This window comes from Rhizobium oryzicola (assembly GCF_030504645.1).
In the GTDB taxonomy this organism is placed as follows: Bacteria; Pseudomonadota; Alphaproteobacteria; order Rhizobiales; family Rhizobiaceae; genus Neorhizobium; species Neorhizobium oryzicola.
Genome location: NZ_JAUKWQ010000010.1, coordinates 122,850 through 139,313 on the forward strand (window position 1 = coordinate 122,850; position 16,464 = coordinate 139,313).

At 58.3% G+C, this 16,464-nt stretch carries 15 protein-coding genes; 8 read left to right on the forward strand and 7 right to left on the reverse strand.

All coding sequences use genetic code 11. The features are described 5' to 3' along the window. Positions 1 to 9 precede the first annotated feature (9 nt). Entirely contained in the window at positions 10 to 1,896 is a 1,887-nt protein-coding gene (locus Q2T52_RS22095; protein ID WP_302079048.1) for an MFS transporter, read from the forward strand. 109 nt (positions 1,897 to 2,005) lie between these two features. Here Q2T52_RS22095 and Q2T52_RS22100 read toward each other — a convergent pair whose 3' ends face one another. The 4 genes from Q2T52_RS22100 to Q2T52_RS22115 form a co-directional block, all read right to left on the reverse strand. Further along, positions 2,006 to 2,929 carry a phosphatase PAP2 family protein gene (locus Q2T52_RS22100; protein WP_302079049.1) on the reverse strand — a complete coding sequence of 308 codons (924 nt, stop codon included), beginning with the start codon at positions 2,927 to 2,929 and terminating at the stop codon, positions 2,006 to 2,008. Between the two features lie 41 nt (positions 2,930 to 2,970). Beyond that, positions 2,971 to 4,080 carry a 3-isopropylmalate dehydrogenase gene (gene leuB, locus Q2T52_RS22105; protein ID WP_302079050.1) on the reverse strand — a complete coding sequence of 370 codons (1,110 nt, stop codon included), beginning with the start codon at positions 4,078 to 4,080 and terminating at the stop codon, positions 2,971 to 2,973. A 140-nt stretch (positions 4,081 to 4,220) separates the two neighbouring features. After that, entirely contained in the window at positions 4,221 to 4,826 is a 606-nt protein-coding gene (leuD, locus tag Q2T52_RS22110) for a 3-isopropylmalate dehydratase small subunit (protein ID WP_302079051.1), read from the reverse strand. A gap of 142 nt (positions 4,827 to 4,968) precedes the next feature. Continuing rightward, positions 4,969 to 5,202 carry a hypothetical protein gene (locus Q2T52_RS22115; protein ID WP_302079052.1) on the reverse strand — a complete coding sequence of 78 codons (234 nt, stop codon included), beginning with the start codon at positions 5,200 to 5,202 and terminating at the stop codon, positions 4,969 to 4,971. A 112-nt stretch (positions 5,203 to 5,314) separates the two neighbouring features. Here Q2T52_RS22115 and Q2T52_RS22120 point away from each other — a divergent pair, with 112 nt between their 5' ends. Both Q2T52_RS22120 and Q2T52_RS22125 read left to right on the forward strand, forming a co-directional pair. Continuing rightward, entirely contained in the window at positions 5,315 to 6,220 is a 906-nt protein-coding gene (locus Q2T52_RS22120) for an HpcH/HpaI aldolase/citrate lyase family protein (protein WP_302079053.1), read from the forward strand. Continuing rightward, complete coding sequence (locus Q2T52_RS22125) at positions 6,217 to 6,423, forward strand: DUF1737 domain-containing protein (RefSeq protein WP_302079054.1); 207 nt, start codon at positions 6,217 to 6,219, stop codon at positions 6,421 to 6,423. The genes Q2T52_RS22120 and Q2T52_RS22125 overlap by 4 nt, the downstream gene beginning before the upstream one ends. A 49-nt stretch (positions 6,424 to 6,472) precedes the next feature. Here Q2T52_RS22125 and Q2T52_RS22130 read toward each other — a convergent pair whose 3' ends face one another. Continuing rightward, positions 6,473 to 6,916: a metallopeptidase family protein gene (locus Q2T52_RS22130; RefSeq protein ID WP_302079055.1), complete on the reverse strand. Its 444-nt coding sequence runs from the start codon at positions 6,914 to 6,916 to the stop codon at positions 6,473 to 6,475. Positions 6,917 to 7,089: 173 nt separating this feature from the next. On the opposite strand from Q2T52_RS22130, the gene Q2T52_RS22135 reads away from it, so the two are divergent. The 5 genes from Q2T52_RS22135 (at position 7,090) to bfr (ending at position 13,817) form a co-directional block, all read left to right on the forward strand. Beyond that, complete coding sequence (locus Q2T52_RS22135; RefSeq protein ID WP_302079056.1) at positions 7,090 to 8,010, forward strand: ImuA family protein; 921 nt, start codon at positions 7,090 to 7,092, stop codon at positions 8,008 to 8,010. Beyond that, complete coding sequence (locus Q2T52_RS22140; protein ID WP_302079100.1) at positions 7,994 to 9,496, forward strand: Y-family DNA polymerase; 1,503 nt, start codon at positions 7,994 to 7,996, stop codon at positions 9,494 to 9,496. The genes Q2T52_RS22135 and Q2T52_RS22140 overlap by 17 nt, the downstream gene beginning before the upstream one ends. After that, positions 9,493 to 12,870, forward strand: a complete 3,378-nt coding sequence (locus Q2T52_RS22145) for an error-prone DNA polymerase (RefSeq protein ID WP_302079057.1) — start codon at positions 9,493 to 9,495, stop codon at positions 12,868 to 12,870. The genes Q2T52_RS22140 and Q2T52_RS22145 overlap by 4 nt, the downstream gene beginning before the upstream one ends. A 184-nt stretch (positions 12,871 to 13,054) precedes the next feature. Further along, positions 13,055 to 13,366, forward strand: a complete 312-nt coding sequence (locus Q2T52_RS22150) for a (2Fe-2S)-binding protein (protein WP_302079101.1) — start codon at positions 13,055 to 13,057, stop codon at positions 13,364 to 13,366. Next, entirely contained in the window at positions 13,332 to 13,817 is a 486-nt protein-coding gene (gene bfr / locus Q2T52_RS22155; protein WP_302079058.1) for a bacterioferritin, read from the forward strand. The genes Q2T52_RS22150 and bfr overlap by 35 nt, the downstream gene beginning before the upstream one ends. A gap of 84 nt (positions 13,818 to 13,901) precedes the next feature. On the opposite strand, the gene Q2T52_RS22160 is transcribed toward bfr, so the two are convergent. Continuing rightward, positions 13,902 to 14,897: a crotonase/enoyl-CoA hydratase family protein gene (locus Q2T52_RS22160; RefSeq protein WP_302079059.1), complete on the reverse strand. Its 996-nt coding sequence runs from the start codon at positions 14,895 to 14,897 to the stop codon at positions 13,902 to 13,904. A gap of 149 nt (positions 14,898 to 15,046) precedes the next feature. Further along, positions 15,047 to 16,339, reverse strand: a complete 1,293-nt coding sequence (gene rhaI, locus Q2T52_RS22165) for an L-rhamnose catabolism isomerase (RefSeq protein ID WP_302079060.1) — start codon at positions 16,337 to 16,339, stop codon at positions 15,047 to 15,049. Between the last annotated feature and the right edge of the window lie 125 nt (positions 16,340 to 16,464).

Genomic DNA, 16,464 nt, shown 5'->3' on the forward strand with positions numbered 1-16,464 from the left:
GGACAGACAATGGCAAACGTCGCAGCGACGTCCGGTTACAAATCCGGCGCGATGACCGGCGAAGAGCGGAAGGTTATTTTCGCCTCATCGCTTGGCACCGTTTTCGAATGGTATGATTTCTATCTGTACGGGTCGCTGGCAGTTTACATCGGCGCCACCTTCTTCAGCCAATATCCTGAAACCACCCGCAATATCTTCGCACTGCTGGCCTTTGCCGCGGGCTTTCTCGTCCGTCCGTTCGGCGCGCTGGTTTTCGGGCGGCTGGGTGACCTTGTCGGCAGAAAATACACCTTCCTGGTGACGATCCTGATCATGGGTCTTTCGACCTTTCTGGTTGGTATTCTGCCTGGCGCTTCCAGCATTGGCATTGCCGCCCCGATCATCCTGATCGTACTGCGCATGCTGCAGGGTCTGGCGCTTGGCGGGGAGTATGGCGGTGCCGCAACTTATGTGGCCGAACACGCGCCACACGGAAAGCGCGGCCTGTTTACCTCTTGGATCCAGACCACAGCGACGCTTGGGCTGTTCCTGTCGCTGCTGGTCATCCTTCTGGTTCAGTTCGCGTTGGGCAAGGAAGCTTTCGCTGCCTGGGGCTGGCGTGTGCCTTTCCTGGTCTCGGTCGTGCTTCTTGGCGTATCCGTCTGGATCCGCATGAAGATGAACGAATCGCCTGCGTTCAAGAAGATGAAGGAAGAGGGCAAGGGCTCCAAGGCGCCGCTCACGGAAGCTTTCGGCCAGTGGAAGAATGCCAAAATCGCCATTCTCGCACTTCTCGGTGCCGTCGTCGGCCAGGCTGTTGTCTGGTATTCGGGCCAATTCTATGCCCTGTTCTTCCTGCAGAACATTCTGAAGATCGACGGCCAGTCTGCCAACATCATGGTTGCGGCTTCGCTTGCCATAGGCACCGGCTTCTTCGTGTTCTTCGGCTGGCTTTCCGACAAGATCGGTCGCAAGCCTATCATCATGGCGGGCCTGTTCCTTGCCATGCTCACCTACTTCCCCCTGTTCAAGGCGATGACCTGGGCCGGTAATCCGGCACTCGCAGAAGCTCAGGCCACTGTTCGTGCTACCGTCACCGCTGATCCATCGGATTGCAAATTCCAGTTCAACCCGACGGGCACGGCAAAGTTCACCACCTCCTGCGATATCGCAACGTCGTATCTGACCCGCAACTCCGTTCCCTATGATGTCGTGGCAGGTCCTGCCGGTAGTCCTGCTGCCGTCAAGATCGGTGACGCCACCGTTGCCAGCTACGATGCTGTTGCTGCCGGCGATCAGGCCAAGGCTCTTGGCCCGAAGTTCGAAAAGCAGATCAATATTGCCCTTCAGGCCAATGGGTATCCCCTGGCGCGGGCAGCCTCCAAGGTTCCGGATGCCAAGCTTGATGCCTTCGTTGCCGCCAATCCCGAACTGAAGCTGGATGCCGCAGCGATCCGCTCCAGCGGCACCAAGGCCACTGTATCGAGTGCGGACCTGGTATCACAGAAGCTGCTCACGGCTGACGAAGCCAAGGGTGTAACCGATATGGCGGTCTACACCATCCCGAACTCCGGTGCCTTCACCATGACGGCTGATCCGGCCCGGGTAAACTGGGTGAGCCTGATTGCGATCCTGACGGTTCTCGTGATCTACGTGACTATGGTTTACGGCCCGATTGCAGCCCTTCTGGTCGAGCTCTTCCCTACGCGCATCCGCTACACGGGCATGTCGCTGCCGTATCACATTGGTAACGGCTGGTTCGGCGGACTCCTTCCGGCAACGGCCTTTGCGATGAGCGCCGCCAAAGGCGATATCTATTACGGCCTCTGGTATCCGATCGTCTTTGCAGGAATCACGCTGATCATCGGCCTGATCTTCCTGCCGGAAACGAAGGACCGCGACATTCACGCGGAGTGAGACACGTTCCGTTCGATCTTTGAAAATAACTCTCGATCCAAAAACAAACCCGGCATGGAAACATGCCGGGTTGTCGTGTGCTTAGGGGGCAGCCGAATATGGGCTCTGCTCAAGCCTCGACCTTTGAACGGAAGCTCAGGGACGAAGCGAGCGGCTTTCGCTTGGGGTCGGCGCTGAGCTTTTCTTTTGCAGATGCCGTTATGACCGGAGCGATTGGCAGGCTACGACGCAGAACCGGAAAGCGATCTCCGTTTTCGCGGAAGAGGATGCCGCAGCGTGCAAAAAGGATGGCGGTCATGACCGAGAACCAGCCGCCGAAGGCGAGGCCCGCAATCACATCGCTTGTATAGTGGGCGCCGACTAGCACGCGCGTGAGGCCGAGCCAGATGGCCAAGATAAGAAACAGTGTGCGGTAGGCAGGCGCTAGAAGGGCCATGGCCATCATCAAGGCGCCAACGGTGGTGGAGTGCCCCGACGGGAAGCTTTCAAACTCTGCGCTGCCGCGCAGCGGCGAAAAATCCATGAAACCCAGTTCATTCAGATGCAGGGGGCGTGCCCGTCCGATGATCCGCTTGATCAGGTTGGCGAGAAGGCCGGACGCTGCCACCGTGAAGAAAAGATAGGCGGCTGTCTGGCCGACGATCATCGCCCGGAATCGCGACTTGAGGCAGGAGGTCACGCGACAGAGCGCCTGGGCTTCGATGAAGATCAGGGCCGCTGCTATGAGGATCCAGCCAGACTTACCAAAATCAGTGATCATGGCTGCGATTGGGCCGAACGTGCGCATTGATCCTGCGACATAGTTCGCAACCGGAACATCGATAATGAAAAACGCAATCACCACTAAGTTGAATGCTATTGCAAGGAAGGAACCGTGAAGCTTAACCGGACACTGCGAGCGGTGACGCAAATAACGATGCTTCAGTTTGTTCCACATGGCCTTTTCCCCCTGGGAGTTGGGAAAGAGTATCAAAGAATTATGACAACGATGATAGGCCTTTTGCAGAGAATCATACAAAAATGCCCCGCACAAGGCGGGGCATGATTAGAACTCATATTTAACCCTGACAGGCTCTAGGCAGATAGCGCCTTGAACTCTTCCAGAATGGCGTCGCCCATTTCCGACGTGCCGACCTTGGTTGCGCCTTCGCTCATGATGTCGCCGGTGCGGATGCCCTTGTCGAGGACATTGGCGATGGCCTTTTCAAGGCGATCCGCTTCCGCAACCATGTTGAAGGAGTAGCGCAGGCACATGGCAAAGGATGCGATCATGGCAATCGGGTTGGCAATGCCCTGGCCGGCAATGTCAGGCGCCGAACCATGGACCGGCTCGTAAAGCGCCTTGCGCTTGCCGGTCTTCGGATCCGGTGCGCCAAGCGATGCAGACGGCAGCATGCCGAGAGAACCGGTCAGCATGGCCGCTACGTCTGAGAGCATGTCGCCGAACAGGTTGTCGGTGACGATCACGTCGAACTGCTTCGGCGCGCGCACCAACTGCATGCCGCCTGCATCGGCCAGCATGTGCTCCAGCTTCACGTCCGAGAACTTTGCCTTGTGCGTTTCTGTTACCACCTGGTTCCAGAGCACACCCGACTTCATGACGTTGCGCTTTTCCATGGAGCAAACGGCATTCTTGCGCGTACGGGCCATTTCAAATGCGACGGATGAGATGCGCTCGATTTCGTAGGTGTCATAGACCTGCGTGTCGATGGCGCGCTTCTGGCCATTGCCGAGATCCGTGATCGTCTTGGGCTCACCGAAATAGACGCCACCCGTCAGTTCGCGAATGATGAGGATATCAAGGCCTTCGACCAGTTCCGGCTTCAGCGAAGAGGCACTGGCGAGCGCTGGATAGCAGATGGCCGGACGCAGGTTGGCAAACAGCTCCAGATCCTTGCGCAGGCGCAGAAGGCCGGCTTCCGGGCGAACTTCGTAAGGAACCGCATCCCACTTCGGGCCACCCACGGCGCCGAACAGCACGGCATCAGCGGCCTTTGCCTTTGCCATGTCTTCTTCGGAGATTGCCGCGCCATGCGCATCATAGGCACAGCCGCCGACCAGGCCTTCATCCGTGACGAAGCCGGTATTCAAGGCGCTGTTCATGTAGTTGATGATCTTGCGGACTTCCGCCATGGCCTCCGGGCCGATGCCGTCGCCCGGGAGAAGGAAAAGCGAATGAGACATGAAATGGGATCCTAAGCGTCAAGCGGGTTCATGAATGCGCGCGCGATGCCACGCAAGTCAGCCTCGTCCGAACCCGCCGCGGGACGAGGCCGCAGATGAAATGCGAAAGAGGCCGGGGGAAACCGGCCTCTTTCGCATTTTTAAAGCCAGGGACGTTCTGCCTGTACCTTGCTTTCGAAGCTGGCAATGGCGCCATCGCTCTTCAGCGTGGTGGCGATATCGTCCAGACCTTCCAGCATGATGTGCTTGCGGGCAGGGTCGATGTCGAAATGGATCTTGCCGCCATCCGGGCCCGAAATCTCCTGAGCTTCGAGATCGATTGTCAGCACGGCATTGGAGCCGCGCGAGGCATCGTCCATCAGCTTATCGAGGTCTTCCTGCGGCACGACGATCGGCAGGATGCCGTTCTTGAAGCAGTTATTGTAAAAGATGTCCGCGAAGGAGGTGGAGATGACGCAGCGAATGCCGAAATCCAGAAGCGCCCACGGCGCATGCTCGCGCGAGGAGCCGCAGCCGAAATTGTCACCGGCGACCAGGATTTTGGCGCTCTGGTACTGCGGCTTGTTCAGCACGAAATCAGGATTGACGGAACCATCTTCGAAATAACGTGCCTCTGCAAAGAGGCCCTTTCCAAGACCGGTGCGCTTGATCGTCTTCAGGTAATCCTTCGGAATGATCATGTCCGTGTCGATGTTGACAACGGGAAGCGGCGCAGCAACGCCGGTAAGCTTGACGAATTTTTCCATGATCTGCCCTTAAGCGTTTCTTATACGCGGGGCTGGAATAGACTAAAATCTGGGAGATTTGAAGGGCAATTTCCGGTCAAACGGTACGCCGGCTTAGGCACCGGCGCCGAAAAATCATGTGTTTCGCGACTTTGCGCTCACATCACATGTCGATGATCGTGCCGCGGCCGTCGTTCCAGACGCGCATGTCCCGCTCGCCAGCCTTGGACTTGGCCCGCACGGGAGCAGGCTTGTGACGCGGTGTGAGCGCTTTGACAACCGTAAAGACAGCCAGCATGCCTGCAAAGGCAATGGTGACGGAGGCTGTCAGGACGACAAGAGCGCAAATCGCAGCGATGCCGGCCATGGCGATGAACAGGGCACGAATATTCTGCATGGTTTAAAACCTTTCTTCTCTCAGGAAATGTGGGGCTTTCCAGTGAGTCTTGCAAGAGCTTTCGGCTCTCTGCGCTATTGCGTCTCATCACAAAGCTTGTCACAAAGCCGCGATGTCTATCGCGATGCCTTCTCCGATCCGCGTCAGGCGGTCTGCCTTAAGCGTTCCGGCCATTAACCGCCGTGCGCTGGAAAAAGTTCATTCCCTCGACTGCGATGCTGTAATCTTCGATCTGGAAGATTCCGTGGCACCGGAGAAAAAGGGGCAAGCCCGCGACAATCTGCGCCAGTTCTTTCGTGAGACGCCTCTGAGGGACTGCGAGGCCATTATCCGCATCAATGCGCTGTCTTCCGAATTTGGCCTTGAAGATCTTGATCTGGTGGTGAGCCTCAAGCCTGATGCGCTGCTCTTGCCCAAGGTGAGCCGTGCGCGGGATCTTCAGGATGCGCAGGCTGCATTGGATCAAAAGGGAGCGCCACCGTCCGTTCGTCTCTGGGCCATGATGGAAACGGCAGAGGGCGTGATGAATGCGACTTCGATTGCAGCCTCCCGTCATCAGGCAGCCGATCGGCTGGATTGTCTCGTGCTGGGCCTCAACGACCTGCGCAAGGAAACGCGCGTTCCGCCAAGACCCGGCCGGGTCTACCTCGTGCCCTGGATGATGCAGGTGGTGCTGGCGGCGAGAGCCTACGGCCTTGATGTGATCGACAGCGTCTTCAACGATTTTCGCGACACTGATACCTTTATGCTGGAATGCCAGCAGGGTCGTGAAATGGGGTTTGACGGGAAGATGCTGATCCACCCGGCGCAGATCGAGCCCGCCAACCAGACATTCGGTCCTTCCGATCAGGAGATCGCGGACGCTGAGGCGATCGTATCTGCCTTCAATGAACCGCAGGCGGCGGAGCTCAACGTCATCAATATCGAGGGTCGGATGGTCGAGCGCCTGCATCTGGAGCAGGCGACACGGCTTCTCGCACAGGTTCACTTCATTCAGCAGAGAAAGACAAATCCATGAAAGTCTACCGCTTCCTCACTGGCCCGGATGATTCCAGCTTTTGCCACCGCGTGACGGATGCCCTCAACAAGGGCTGGGAACTGCACGGTTCGCCGACCCACACGTTCAACGTGGCCGAGAACAAGCTTTATTGCGGCCAGGCCGTGGTGAAGACCGTGCACGGCAAGGATTATGATCCCAGCATGAAGCTCGGTGAGCAGTAAGCTTTCGAAAAACACAGTGCCCCGGCCCGTGGCCGGGGTGGCTATAACTTTAGCCTGTCCGGTCCGCCGCTTCCTCGGCACTTTCCTCAATGCGTTCCATGTCATCGTCGGAGAGGCCGAAGTGGTGGCCGATCTCGTGGATCAGCACATGGGTGATGATGTCACCCAGGGTTTCCTCGTTTTCCGCCCAGTAATCCAGGATCGGGCGGCGATAGAGGCGGATACGGTTCGGCAACTCACCGGTTTCCACGGTGAAACGCTCTGAAATGCCGCGGCCTTCGAAAAGACCCAGAAGGTCGAAAGGCGTCTCAAGCGCCATATCCTCGAACACTTCGTCATCGGGAAAATCCTCGATCTCGATGATCAGGTTTCCTGTGAGCGCGCGGAATTCTTCCGGCAGGGTGCCGTAGGCCTCGATTGCCAGCGATTCGAAGGCGCTGATGGTCGGGGCGTGGCGGTCCCGCCAATCATCAGTCTGGTCGACACGGGCCATGTATGCTCCTTTTTAACTGCCCATATAAGGTTTTCGGGATTTTTTTTCGAGAGCGGATTCAAGCCTCCTGATCCACAGGGGCAGGAATCTTCTTCCTGTGATGGTTGACTCTTCTCTCGGCCTCTGGAATCCATAAGAACATAAAGTGAACATATGAGCATGGAGCTGACGTCATGGCACGAGCTGTCCTGGCGCAGGAGACGGTTTTTGCCCTGCGCGAAACGATTGCAAAATTGGAAGGCAAGGCCGTTCCGTCCATGGCTGCGGCACGCCAAGACGCATATCCTGCAGAGGAGCGTGCGCACCGTCTTTCTCTCGGCGTAGAGGCGTTGGACGAGGCTCTGGAGGGCGGCCTTCCCCTCGAGGGAATTACCGAGATTCGTAGCCAGGGTTTTAGGGATGCCGGAGCGTCCAGCGGTTTTGCCCTGGCCTTGAGCGGGTTGATGCAGGAGAGAGGCGCAACGGGCCCGGCACCGTTTCTGTGGATTGCAGACAGGATGTCGGCAATGGAAGCAGGATCGCCCTACCCTCTGGGGCTTCGGCAGTTTGGCCTGGACATCGCGCGTTTCCTTGTCGCCAGGCCAGACCGGCTGGAAGACGCGCTGTGGCTTGCGGAAGCGGCGCTGGCCAGCGGCATTTTTGGCACGACGATTTTGGAGATCCGGGGAAACCCCAAAGCGTTTGGCCTGACCGAAAGCAGACGGTTGCATTTGCGGGCAAAGGCGGCGGGGCGGCCGCTTCTGCTGTTGCGCCATGCCGGAGAGGAGGAGGCAAGCAGCGCCCTCTTCCGCTTCCTGCTGGAGCCTTTTCCGGCGCGCGCGCGCCTTCTTCCCGACGGATCGATGCTAGGCGGTAGCATCGGCCATTCCGTCTTCCGTCTCACCCTGGAGAAGAGCCGAAACCCGGCGCCTCTCTCATTCCTGCTGGAGTGGAACCCTCATGACCGCCAATTCCGAGACCTTTCATCCGCAGAACAGCCTCTCCTTCGGGAGGACAGGCCAGCGCATTCTGGCCGTTCACTTTCCAAAGCTGGCGACAGACAGGATATTGCGCCGCTGCTGGGGGCTGTCCTGGCGTTTGACCGGGCATCGTGATGAGACACCGCTCGTCTGCGCCGGCAGGCGCGATAATGCCGTGCGTCTGACCGCCGTCGACGAGAATGCCGCAAGGATCGGCCTGAAATGCGGGCAGGGCCTGACAGAGGCGCGGGCCATTTGTCCGTCGCTTCTCGTCATCGAGGAGGATCAGGCGGCTGATCGGCGTTTTCTGGAGGCATTGGCAGACTGGTGTGATCGTTACACCCCTCTGGTGGCGCTTGAAGGGTCTGACGGCCTGTTCCTGGATATTACTGGCAGCAGCCACCTATTCGGCGGCGAGCAGCCCTTGCTGGATGAAATGTCCGCCCGGCTTTTGGCCATGGGGCTGGAGGCGCATGCGGCCATTTCACCATCGCCGGGGCTCTCCTCGGCGCTGGCCCGCTTTGGCGGCAAGCCGATCGTGGAGGCGCATGAAGCCGAAGACGTCTTGGCACCTCTGCCGCTGTCGGCCTTGCGGATCGAAGCCTCGACCATCCAGGCCCTCGCCAAGGTGGGGTTGAAACAGATCGGCGATCTCTTGGACGCCCCGCGGGCGCCACTGGTGCGCCGCTTCGGCGCAGTGCTGCTTTTACGCCTTGACCAGGCACTGGGACGGGATGAAGAGGCAATTTCGCCGCGGCTTCCCGTGGCGCCCCTGTCTGCCGAACGGCGCCTTGCCGAACCCATTCAGGCGCAGGATCACATTCTGTCTCTTGCACGCCAACTGGCCGATGGGCTTGCGCCCAGCCTGGAGGCGCGAGGTGCCGGCGGACGGCTCTTCGAGCTCGTTCTGTTCCGGGTGGATGGGCAGGTCTTTCGCCTGAAGGCAGGGGCGTCCACGCCCTTGCGCGACAAGGAGCGGATCGCCCGTCTCTTTGCCGAGCGGCTGCAGGCGGTGCATGACGATCTGGATGCCGGCTTTGGTTTCGAGATCCTGCGCCTCAACGTGTTGCGGCATGAGCCTTTCGATGCCCGGCAAGGTGACTTCGAAGACAATGATCGCCGACAGCAGTCATTGGCGGAGTTCGTTGATCAGGTCTCCGCCCGGCTGGGCGCTGATTGTCTGCAAACCTATCAACTGCGCGAAAGCCATATCCCGGAGCGAGCGGTCGTTCCGGTTGCGGCGATCGAGCATCTGATGGTCAGGAAGCCGATGCAGGAGGCCGCGCCCCTTCATCGCACGGTCGAGCGGCCTTTGCGCCTCTTCACCCATCCCGAGCCGTTGGAAGCCTATGCGGCGGAAGTGCCGGATGGCCCCCCTGTCCGTTTTCGCTGGCGCCGCCTCAATCATAAAGTCAGCCGCGCCGAGGGGCCGGAGCGTATTGCGACCGAATGGTGGCTGGATGCGGTCGAGGATGAGGAGGGCAAACCGAAAAAGGTGGATCGAACCCGCGACTACTTTCGGCTGGAGTGTGAGACCGGCGAACGTTTCTGGGTCTATCGCGAGGGCCTTTATGACCAGACGCCCAATCCGCGCTGGTACATGCACGGTATTTTCGCATGAAGCCGGAAGACCCACCCTTTTGCGAGATCGGCGCGCGAACCAATTTCTCCTTTCTGGAGGGTGCTTCCCATCCAGAGGAAATGGTTGAGGAAGCGTCGAAGCTTGGCCTTCACGGTCTTGGCATTGCCGACCGCAACACTGTTGCAGGCGTGGTGCGGGCGCATGCAAAATTGCGCGACATGAAGGCAAAGACGAACCTTAGGGTACAACCGGGTGCGCGGCTCGTCTTTGCCGATGACACGCCGGATATGCTGGCCTTTCCTATCGACAGGCAGGGCTGGGGGCATCTCTGCCGGTTGTTGAGTCAGGGCAATCTGCGCACTGAAAAGGGCAATTGCCTTCTCTATCGCGACGATCTCCTGGAATGGGGAGATCAGATGATGCTGGCCCTGCTGCCGGGCCGCAACCTTCTGGCAAATGGGCAGGCGCGTGAGAGCTTTCCGGATCTTCTGTCGCGTCTGAAGTCTCGCTTCGGTGCTCGGTTCTATCTGGGGCTTGCCCCGGAATATGACGGGCGCGATGCCTTTGCCTTTGCAAGCTTTGCCCAATGGGCCCAGGCGACCAGCATTCCTTTGATTGCCACCAATCAACCACTTTATCATGATCGCAAGCGGCGACCGCTCGCCGATGTGGTCACCGCCATTCGCGAGCATGTCACCGCGCAGGAGGCCGGCTTTCGCTTTGCCGCCAATGGCGAGCGTTATCTGAAAACCTCTGAAAAGCTGGAGCCCGTATTTCGCCAATATCCGCAAGCGATCTCCAATAGCCTGCGTTTTTTCTCGCAGTTGAAGTTCTCGCTGGACGAGTTGGAGCACAATTATCCGGAAGAGAAACACAAGGGAGAAACGCCCTCAGATACTCTGGAGCGCCTGACCTATGAGGGAGCGCTGAAACGATTTGGCGGTAAAATCTCAGAAGACGTCGAGCGTCAGATCCGCGAGGAGCTGCAGCTGATCCGGGACAAGCAATATGCTCCCTATTTTCTGACTGTTCACAGGATCATGGAGTTTGCGCGTTCGCAAAACATCCTCTGCCAGGGACGAGGCTCAGCCGCCAATTCCACCGTCTGCTATTGTCTTGGTATCACTGATGTCAATCCGGCCAAACATAAGCTTCTCTTCGCCCGCTTTCTGTCTTCTGAGCGGGATGAGCCGCCGGATATCGATGTCGATTTCGAACATGCGCGCCGCGAGGAGGTCATCCAGTTCATCTACAGCACCTATGGCAAGGAGCATGCGGGTCTGGCGGCAGCCGTCACCAGCTACCGCACCCGTTCTTCCGGCCGGGAGGTGGCAAAGGCCTTCGGTCTTTCGGAGGATGTGCAGTCGGCTCTCTCAAGTACCGTTTGGGGCTGGTCCACGGAGGGGATCTCCGACCGCGATGCCCGGAACGCCGGCCTCGACATGCGCGATCCGACTACTCGGCAGGTGCTTGGTTATGCGCGCGAATTGATGAACTTCCCGCGCCATCTCACCCAGCATGTCGGAGGCTTCGTGATGACGCGTGACAGGCTGGACGAGGTTGTGCCGATCATGCCGACCGCCATGCCCGGGCGCTACATGATCGAGTGGAACAAGGATGATCTCGATACACTCAACCTTTTGAAGGTCGATGTTCTGGCGCTTGGCATGCTGACCTGCCTTGCGAAGGCCTTCAGGCTTCTGGACGATCATTACGGGCTGCAAAAGGATCTGGCCGGGATTATCGGGGAACAGAGGTCTGATGTCTACGACATGATCTGCCGTGCCGATACGATCGGTGTATTCCAGATCGAAAGCCGGGCACAGATGAGCATGCTGCCGCGCCTTCGCCCACGGGAATTCTATGATCTGGTCATTGAGGTCGCGATCGTTCGCCCCGGCCCCATCCAGGGCAATATGGTGCATCCTTACCTCAAGCGCCGCGAGGAGAAGCGGCTCTATGGCAAGGAGGTCACCTATCCCAAGCATGAGCTGAAGGATGTGCTGGAGCGGACGCTGGGTGTGCCTCTGTTCCAGGAACAGGCCATGCAGATTGCAATCGTGGCGGCGAAGTTTTCTCCCAGCGAAGCGGACAAGCTGCGCCGGGCCATGGCAACCTTCAAACGTACGGGGAAGGTGCATACGTTCCGCGACAGGATGGTCGGGAACATGGTCGAACGCGGTTACGAAAGGGAGTTTGCCGAGCGCTGTTTCAGCCAGATCGAAGGCTTTGGCGAATACGGCTTTCCGGAAAGCCATGCCGCTTCATTCGCTTTGCTGGTTTATGTCTCCTGCTGGTTCAAGGCGCTCTACCCCGATGTGTTTCTGGCGGCCATCCTGAATTCCCAGCCCATGGGTTTCTATGCGCCCGCCCAATTGGTGCGGGATGCGCGCGAGCATGGGATCGAGGTGCTGCCGGTCGATGTCAATTTTTCCGATTGGGATGCCGTGTTGGAGAAGGGCAATGGGTTTGATGGCCGTTCGATGGCGCCGCAGCACCGGAGCATGTCCAAAGTCATTCAGGCGCAGAAATCGGTACGGCTTGGTTTCCGGCTGGTCAAAGGGCTTGCTGAAGCGGAGATCCGGCAGAAGCTGGTGGCGGCGCGGGGTAAGGGGTATCGCTCGATCCGGGATCTGTGGCTGCGTTCTGGCCTCAACCGCGCGACGATCGAGAAGCTGGCGGATGCGGATGCCTTTCGTTCCATGGGGCTCGACCGGCGCCAGGCGTTGTGGGCGGTGAAGGCTTTGGATGCCAAAAGTGCTAGCGAAAGCCTGCCGCTCTTCGAGCGCACCGGTCACGAAGACCTGCAGGACGAACCGGCAATGGATCTGCCGGAGATGCCGCCTGGCGAACAGGTGATCGAGGATTATCGCAGCCTCACTCTGTCGCTGAAGGCGCATCCCGTCTCTTTCCTGCGGGCGGAGCTGCAGGGGCGGGCGATGGTGACGACGGCTGCCTTGAGGACGGCCGAGAAAAACCGTCGGGTGGAAGTGGCAGGCCTTGTGCTAATCCGCCAGCGGCCCGGCACCGCCAAGGTGATCTTCATGACACTGGAGGATGAGACGGGTGTTGCGAATGTTATCGTGCGTCCGAAGATCTTTGCGAATTATCGTGCCGTGGTGATGGCAGCACGGTTGGTGCGTATCCGCGGGCTGTTGCAGCGGGAAAGCGACGTGATCCACGTCATCGCCGACCATATCGAGGATTTGACTCCCATGCTGGGGCTTCTGCAGGCGGAGAAACGCCGTTTTGGTGTCTGCGAGCGCGCCGATGAGGTGCTGCGAGCCACGCTGGATCATCGCGAGCAATTGGTGCGCAGGAAGGCAGCGGCAGAAAGATCAGCACCTGCGCCTTCGCCTGGTCTGTTCGATGACAATGCCCGGGTTCTGCCGAGAGGGCGCAATTTTCATTGAAAAGGCGGCGCTTCTTTCTCAGGCATTGAACATGAATTTTGAAGAAGAGACGTCACGTCCTTTTGAGCGCGCCAAGCGGCTTCTAAGCTGCCCTGATAGCAGGCAGACGATCATTTTTCTTGACATTGCGCATCCTCTTTATAAAAACAGGATATCGAATGTCATGTTTGATGGCTTATGGACGATGCTTGTCTGCAGTTGCAATTACATCACCGATCGGGAAATCAAGGATGTGATCAACAGTCTCCTTGATGAGGACTGTTGGCAGCTGATCGTTCCCGCCAAAGTTTATCATGCCATGCAGAAGCGCGGACGTTGCTGCGGATGTTTCCCCAATGTGGTCGATATCATCATCCGCACAACCGAAGAATATCATGCAGCGCGTCACTCGACCGAAGCCGAGATTGTCGATTACATGTCCCGCTTGAAGAAGTTCCATGAAGACAACAGGAGAGCGGACATTGAAAGGCGACAAAAGAGTCATCGAGCGGCTTAACGAGGCACTATTCCTCGAGCTGGGCGCGGTTAACCAATACTGGCTGCATTACCGGTTGCTCGAAGATTGGGGCTATACCAAGCTCGCCAAAAAGGAACGTGCGGAATCCATCGAGGAAATGCAGCACGCCGACAAGCTGGTGGCGCGGATTATCTTCCTCGAAGGTCACCCCAACCTCCAGACTCTCGCACCGCTGCGTATCGGCCAGAACATTCGTGAGGTTCTGGACGCTGACTTGGCCGGCGAGTACGATGCCCGCACATCCTACAAGGCGTCTCGCGACATCTGTCACGAAGCGGGCGATTACGTTTCCATGAAGCTTTTCGAGGAACTGCTGATCGATGAGGAAGGCCATATCGACTTCCTGGAGACGCAACTCGAGCTTCTGAACAAGCTGGGCGAGGAAAAGTACGGCCAGCTGAACGCCGATTCTGCCAACGAAGCGGAATAATTTCCGCGGCGGATCAAGCCGCCTGCATCCAGTGATACTAAAGGCAGGGCGCAATCTTTTCAGATTTGCGCCCTTTTATCTTGATCAGTCGACCGCCGCACCGATGCGCTTGGCCTGAGCAATGCGAAGACGGTCGATCTTGCGCAGATCCGATTCTTCCAGTTCCATCGCGGCATCGACCCATAGATCTACGACATCGATGAGTTCTTCATAGGCTAGCGGGTTGACCCGCCGGCGCACGTCACGCAGTGTCCGGTAGATGGAATGCTTGCGATTGTTTCGATTGATGTACTCCTTCGCGGCCTGTTGGCCGGTGCCGTCCTCGACCACCAGATCCACCAGACCCATCGCATGCAGTTCATCGGCCGAGTAGATGCGGCCGCTCATGATCATCTGGCTGGCACGAACCGGGTCCAGCCGGCGCGAGAGGAAGCTATAGGCACCCATGCCCGGAAAGAGATTGAAGAGAATTTCCGGCAGGCCGAACTTCGCAGATCGTTCGGCGATGATGATGTCGGAGGCCATGGCCGCTTCGAATCCGCCGCCCAGCGCATCGCCCTGGACGACAGAGATTAACACTATCGGCAGGTCGAAGCTCATATAGGACGAGTAGACGAGATCGACGCAGGCGCGCGCATACTGCCTCAAGCCTTCCCGGTCCCGGGCGCGAATATGTTTGGCGAAATAGCCGAGGTCGCCGCCAAGATTGAAGATGTTCGGCAATTTGGATCCGATCACAAGATATTGGACCGGACGTTCGGGTGCCGCACGGCTCATGAACAGCTTGAGCTGGTTCGACATGTCACGCAGATCGCTGAGCAGCGAAGGCGTGTAGCTTGGCGCTTCCGTGGGCTTCATGAAGTACCACAGGGCCTTCTGCGCCGGGTCCAGTCGAACATCCAGATCCCGATAGGTCTTGGTGGCAAAGCTGAGTTCTATCGGCAACGGCGATGCCAGAATGCGTCGCCCTGACATCGAGAGATCCTCGTCGGGACGATCGTCGCTCTGGGCGGAAACTTCAAAACCATGCCTGTCAATTGCGGCGTAGCTGCTTCGATCCTGGTCGGAAATGTCCATCATAGCGTCCGTCCCCGTGCTTAGAGCCGACACTGTATCAGACAAAAAGGCCCCGCGAAGGGGCCTTGTTAACCGATCCTTAAGTTTGCTTAACGCATATAGTTAATTTAGGAATTTCGATGTGGTTTACAACTTTTGATGCATTTTTGCAATCAAACAATGCCGCCGGAGCCACTTTTTACGGCCGGACGTTGTGCCGCGACATGGGCGCGATAGCCGCTGGCGCGATAGGTTGCGACGGGATCGATCGCGCCGCCAGCACGACGGCGGGCTTCCGCCAGAATGGCCTCCACATCGGTGCGATAGGCGCGCTTTAATGTCTCCGTCGCCATCAGCGCGTCATTGTCGTTCTGGAAGCCTTCCAGAGCCCCCCGATCCACCAGCAGTGCCTGCGCATATGCGCGGCGGATTTCGTTGGCGGATGAAATCAGGCTTTCGATCGGGTCCGTTACGTTATGGCTCTGGTCGATCATATGCACCGGGTGGAAGCCTTTCACGCCGCGGTGCTCGGCATCGACAAGTTCGTTGAACACAAGGAACAGGCGATAGGGCTCGACGGAACCGGCGTCCAGATCGTCATCGCCATACTTCGAGTCGTTGAAGTGGAAGCCGCCGAGCTTGCCGAACTGAATAAGGCGCGCAACGATCATCTCGATATTCGTGTTCGGCGCATGGTGTCCTAGGTCAACAAGGCAGAAGGCTTTTTCGCCGAGCGTCTGCGCGATCAGATAGTTCGTACCCCAGTCCTGCACGACCGTCGAATAGAAGGCTGGCTCATACATCTTGTGTTCGGAAAACAGCCGCCAATCATCCGGCAGCGCCTTGTAGATGGTGCGCATGGAGTCGAGATAGCGCTCGAACTGGCGAGTGAAGTTCGATTGGCCGGGGAAGTTGGAGCCATCGCCGATCCAGACTGTCAATGCCTTCGAGCCAATGGCCTTGCCGATCTCGATGCATTCCAGATTGTGCTCTACGGCCTGGGCGCGGGTCGCCGCATCCACATGGCTGAGCGAGCCAAACTTGTACGAATGCGCCTGATCGGCCGAATCGGAAAACGTGTTGGAGTTCATCGCGTCGAAGCCGAGGCCGAGCGCATCACCCTTGGCCTTCAGCTCTTTCGGGTCCGCCTTGTCCCAAGGAATATGCAGGGAAACGGTCGGGGTGGCCTGCGTCAGTTGATGGATGACGCTGCAATCTTCCAGTTTGTCGAAGATATGGCGCGGTTCGCCGAGCCCTGGAAAACGGGCAAAGCGCGTGCCGCCGGTGCCGACGCCCCAGGAGGGGACGGCCACGAAGAAGTCCGCGACCTTCTGCGTGATGGCGTTGATGTCGATGTTGTTGCGGGCCAGCTTTTCGCCCAGCGCGGCATAATCCGAATGGTGAGCGGACGTGCGCTTCTCGTTTTCAGCGGCGATCACATCGCCTGCAATCTTCAGATCTGTCATTCATTCCTCCCAAATCGATCATTCGTTATCGGTGGGTGGGCTATTGCGGCCTGCGCAATTTACGACACCCCCCTCTGTCCTGCCGGACATCTCCCCCTCAAGGGGGGAGATCGACTCGTGGTTAA

Excerpts from the sequence above, each read along its gene's own strand:
- Q2T52_RS22095 (WP_302079048.1), top strand. The coding sequence starts at position 10 with ATGGCAAACGTCGCAGCGACGTCCGGTTACAAATCCGGCGCGATGACC.
- leuB (WP_302079050.1), bottom strand. The coding sequence starts at position 4,080 with ATGTCTCATTCGCTTTTCCTTCTCCCGGGCGACGGCATCGGCCCGGAG.
- leuD (WP_302079051.1), bottom strand. The coding sequence starts at position 4,826 with ATGGAAAAATTCGTCAAGCTTACCGGCGTTGCTGCGCCGCTTCCCGTT.
- Q2T52_RS22115 (WP_302079052.1), bottom strand. The coding sequence starts at position 5,202 with ATGCAGAATATTCGTGCCCTGTTCATCGCCATGGCCGGCATCGCTGCG.
- Q2T52_RS22120 (WP_302079053.1), top strand. The coding sequence starts at position 5,315 with ATGTCTATCGCGATGCCTTCTCCGATCCGCGTCAGGCGGTCTGCCTTA.
- Q2T52_RS22125 (WP_302079054.1), top strand. The coding sequence starts at position 6,217 with ATGAAAGTCTACCGCTTCCTCACTGGCCCGGATGATTCCAGCTTTTGC.
- Q2T52_RS22130 (WP_302079055.1), bottom strand. The coding sequence starts at position 6,916 with ATGGCCCGTGTCGACCAGACTGATGATTGGCGGGACCGCCACGCCCCG.
- Q2T52_RS22135 (WP_302079056.1), top strand. The coding sequence starts at position 7,090 with ATGGCACGAGCTGTCCTGGCGCAGGAGACGGTTTTTGCCCTGCGCGAA.
- Q2T52_RS22145 (WP_302079057.1), top strand. The coding sequence starts at position 9,493 with ATGAAGCCGGAAGACCCACCCTTTTGCGAGATCGGCGCGCGAACCAAT.
- Q2T52_RS22150 (WP_302079101.1), top strand. The coding sequence starts at position 13,055 with ATGCTTGTCTGCAGTTGCAATTACATCACCGATCGGGAAATCAAGGAT.
- Q2T52_RS22160 (WP_302079059.1), bottom strand. The coding sequence starts at position 14,897 with ATGATGGACATTTCCGACCAGGATCGAAGCAGCTACGCCGCAATTGAC.
- rhaI (WP_302079060.1), bottom strand. The coding sequence starts at position 16,339 with ATGACAGATCTGAAGATTGCAGGCGATGTGATCGCCGCTGAAAACGAG.